The sequence below is a fragment of the Aquisphaera insulae genome (assembly GCF_011064615.1).
GTDB classification, from domain to species: domain Bacteria; phylum Planctomycetota; class Planctomycetia; order Isosphaerales; family Isosphaeraceae; genus Aquisphaera; species Aquisphaera insulae.
Genome location: NZ_JAALJH010000194.1, coordinates 1 through 2,825, shown reverse-complemented (window position 1 = coordinate 2,825; position 2,825 = coordinate 1). Strand labels below are relative to the sequence as shown.

At 73.5% G+C, this 2,825-nt stretch carries 3 protein-coding genes; 2 read left to right on the top strand and 1 reads right to left on the bottom strand.

Going from position 1 to position 2,825, the window contains the following annotated elements:
- A partial coding sequence (locus G6O54_RS36635) for a PIN domain-containing protein (RefSeq protein ID WP_165235987.1) occupies positions 1-312 on the top strand: 312 nt, incomplete at its 5' end.
- Positions 313-357: 45 nt separating this feature from the next.
- On the opposite strand, the gene G6O54_RS36630 is transcribed toward G6O54_RS36635, so the two are convergent.
- Positions 358-993: a hypothetical protein gene (locus G6O54_RS36630; protein WP_165235984.1), complete on the bottom strand. Its 636-nt coding sequence runs from the start codon at positions 991-993 to the stop codon at positions 358-360.
- Positions 994-1,152: 159 nt separating this feature from the next.
- Between G6O54_RS36630 and G6O54_RS36625 the strand changes: the two genes are divergently transcribed.
- Positions 1,153-2,825, top strand: a 1,673-nt coding sequence (locus G6O54_RS36625) for a glycogen/starch synthase (protein WP_165235981.1), incomplete at its 3' end; no start/stop codon positions are given.

Here is a 2,825-nt window from a genome sequence, read left to right as displayed (position 1 = left end):
CTGAACCTCGATCCGGGAGAGACTGCGGCGATCGCCCTCGCCGAGGAGGTCCGAGCCGACTGGCTTCTCATTGACGAACGCGATGGTCGGGATGCCGCCAGGCAACGTGGCCTTGCCGTCGTCGGGACCCTCGGTGTTCTCGACAGGGCCGCAGAGCTCGAACTCATCGACCTTCCCAAAGTCCTCGAGCAACTGGAAGCGACGAATTTTCACGCCCGAGACGATCTCATCCAGGCCGTACTCCAACGCGACCAGCAGCGAAGGCTCGCTCGGAGAAAGGGACTTGACCTCGGCCAAATCGGCGAGCCCTGATCTTCCGAGTCAGCCATCGCCTGGCTTTGTACCACAGACGTGGCATTACATCCCCGGCGGCGGATCATGCCCTTTCCGGGGCTCACCCTCCGCTCGCGGCGGCCTCGGCGGCAGGACCTTCGGCCGGGGGTGGGGCTGGCGGCGGCCGGAGGGGCCTTCCTTGAGGACGAACTCGGCGCGGTCGGCCATGGCGTCCCAGATGCCGGCGAGCTCGGCGACGGCCGTGTCGGGATGGGCGCGGGAGCGGTCCGCGGCGGCGGCCAGCTCGTCGCGGAGCGACTTCATCTGGTCGAGGCTCAGGAGGTTGGATCCGGTCACGGCGCGGATCATGTCGTGGGTGTCGCGGACGGCCTGCCGCCACGCGATCGGGTCGACGCCCGGGGGGCCGATCTCGGCGAACCGATCGACGGCCGGCGCGACGGCCACGGCCCCGAACCTCGCCCGCTCGCGGTACTTCGCCCGCCATTCGCGGAAGGCCAGGAAGAGGACCATCCAGAGGACCACCATCACGACCCCGGCCCCGACGACCAGCCGGCGGCCCGAGTGCCCCGTGGCCGCGTCGTCCGCGTCGCCGGAGGCTGATCCGCCGCCGCGCGGCCGGAGGGCCGTCGCGGTCAGGTCGTCGAACCGGAGCCGTCGCGGGGGGGCCCCGTTCCTCTCGCCTTCGTGAGCGTTCGCCATGCTCGATCGTCCGATCTGCTCGGGCTCGATTGCAGCGGGCCGGATCGCGGGCCGGCCCCTGCTCAGTGTATCCGCGAGGGCCGCGCCGCGTGTAGAATCGAGCCCGGGCCGACGACGCGCCGTGCTGCGATCGCTCGATCCGGCCGGGAGCCAGCGCCGATGGCGACGCCTACACTGCATCCCCTGGCCGCGATGGCGGGCGCCTCGCCGGGACCGGCCCCGCTCGACGTGCCGGAGGCGCTCCGGCACGGCCGGATGATCCTGCTCCGGTGGGAGACCGAGCACACCCCCTGCACGGGGATCACCGCGGTCACGCGGCAGGAACGGCGGGCCTTCGCCACGCTCGGCACCATGATCGCCCCCTGGCAGCCCCGGATGGCCGCGGCCGCCGCGGCCGAGGCGCGCGGGCTCGTCGCCCCGACCGGCGAGGAGTTCACCCTCGCCGGGCCCTGCGCCCCCGGCGCGCGAGTCCGCGTCCTGGCCACCACAACCACCCCGGCCGCCAGCCCCTCGGCGGCGGCCGTCATGCCGATCGTCTACCTCGACGTGGACGGGGCCTTCCGGGGCGAGCTCAACCCGTACGACACGCCGGACCTCGCCCGCGACGCCCTGGTCTTCGGCGCGGCGGTCGGGGAGTTCCTGGACCGGGCCGGGGCCTCGCCTCGGCAATTCGCGTGGGGGGCCGACTGGCAGACAGTGCCCGCGCTCGTCCTGCTGCGGGGGAGGCACCACACGGTCCTGACCCTGCACAACGAGTTCGACGCGTGGCTCGCCCCCGAGGCTCGAGTCCACGGCGGCGGCCTGTACGCGCCCTTCCGCGGCCCGGAGACGGCCCTGCGCGTGGGCCTGCGGCAGGCGGACGTCGTCACCACCGTGAACCGCGGCTACGCCCGCGGCCTCCGGACCGAGCCCATCCACACCCAGGTCATGGCCCGGCACCTCCAGGACCTGGCCTGGCGGATCGTCCCGGTGGAGAACGCCAACTTCCACGCGCTGAAGCCGGCCCTCCTGGAGCTGGAGCAATTGCTCGCGAGGGATCCCGGTGCCGGCCTCCGGGCGCTCGAGCTTTCTCGCCTGGAGGCCCGCGGGATGCTGCCGGAGCCGCTCCGGTCGCGGGCCGGGGAGAAGGTCCTCGTCGTGGCGATGGGCCGGCGAGTCGCCCAGAAGCTTCACGAAGTTGTGGCCGAAGGCGTGCGTCGGCTCCTCCGCGACCGCCGCGGGCTCCCCGTCTTCGTCGTCCTGGCCACGGTGGCCGGCGAGTCGGCCGCGGCCGATGCGGCCCGTTTGGCCCGCCTGGAGGAGCTCGAGGCCGAGTTCCCCGACCAGGTGGAGGTGACCGACGGCCGGCTCGACTATTACGACACGCTGCTCCGCGCCGCCGACTACAACGCGATGACCAGCCTGTACGAGCCCCACGGCGGGGCCTTCGAGGGGGCCGTCGTGCCGATCGTCCGGATGGTCGACGGCCTGGCCCGCCAGGTCAACCCATTCGAGCCGAGCGGCCGCGCCGCCCGCCTCGCGGCGGCCTGGCACGACCCGTGGGATGACCCCTCCGGCCTGGGCTTCCGCGAGCCCGCCGCCGCCACCGAGGTCTCGGACCTGTCCGCCCTGCTGACCGGCCAAGTCGGCGACGACAACGCCACCTTCCGCGGCATGGTCGACGCCTTCGCCGAGACCCTGGGCGCCGCCGTGGACCTCCGCCGCGACCGCCCGCGGGACTACGCCCTCCTCGTCCGCGGCGCCCTCCGCGCCCAGCGCAGCCGCGACTGGATGATCCACCTCGGCGGCATCCTCGCCCTCGTCGAAGAGGCCCGGCTACGGCGGCCGATCTA